At 34.6% G+C, this 260-nt stretch carries 1 protein-coding gene; it reads left to right on the top strand.

Translation table 11 applies throughout. The features are described 5' to 3' along the window. A partial coding sequence (locus AAEY83_RS16330) for a nucleotidyltransferase domain-containing protein (protein WP_351060714.1) occupies positions 1–260 on the top strand: 260 nt, incomplete at both ends.

The raw sequence follows: 260 nt of genomic DNA, 5'->3' as shown, positions 1-260 counted from the left end.
CCCATGCAAAAGGGACAGCTCAGCCTCATAGTGACATTGACTTAGCCATAGCATTTAAAAACTTTGATCTGGAATCGTTCGATAAGCGCCTTAGGCCAAAAGAGCTTGAGCTTGAAATAAGTAATGCACTTAATCTTAACGAACAACTTATTTCGATTGTTGATATAAATATTATTCCAAGTTATTTAGCTTTCAACGTTATTGAATATGGAAAAATAATTATAAGCAATAATAGTGTTAGAGCGATGAAAGAGCAGCAG

The organism is Psychrobacter sp. TB20-MNA-CIBAN-0197 (assembly GCF_040309765.1).
In the GTDB taxonomy this organism is placed as follows: Bacteria; Pseudomonadota; Gammaproteobacteria; order Pseudomonadales; family Moraxellaceae; genus Psychrobacter; species Psychrobacter submarinus.
Note: the sequence above shows the minus strand (reverse complement) of the source record. Positions and strands in the feature narration are given on the sequence as shown.